General features: G+C 65.1%; 1 protein-coding gene. It reads left to right on the top strand.

Annotation, left to right across the window (positions count from 1 at the left end):
* A partial coding sequence (locus tag AF337_RS25400) for a DUF763 domain-containing protein (protein WP_152971181.1) occupies window positions 1-238 on the top strand: 238 nt, incomplete at both ends.

Below are 238 nucleotides of genomic sequence, written 5' to 3'. Positions count from 1 at the left end.
GGCGAGCTCGGCCTGCATGTCTGCGGTGGTCGTGGCGCGCATTCTCGCAAGACGCCACAGGAGCTCGTCTCGATCGGCGAGCGTGTCGGCCTCGACGGGGAGGGGCTCGCGACCACGAGCCGTCTCATCGCCAAGGTCGACAGCGCCGCCCTTCAGGACGGGTTCGACCTCTATCTGCACGGGTTCATCGTCGCCGATGACGGCCATTGGGTGGTCTGTCTCTTATACACATCTGACC

It is taken from the genome of Rhizobium ecuadorense (genome assembly GCF_001187535.1).
Lineage (GTDB): Bacteria > Pseudomonadota > Alphaproteobacteria > Rhizobiales > Rhizobiaceae > Rhizobium > Rhizobium ecuadorense.
Note: the sequence above shows the minus strand (reverse complement) of the source record. Positions and strands in the feature narration are given on the sequence as shown.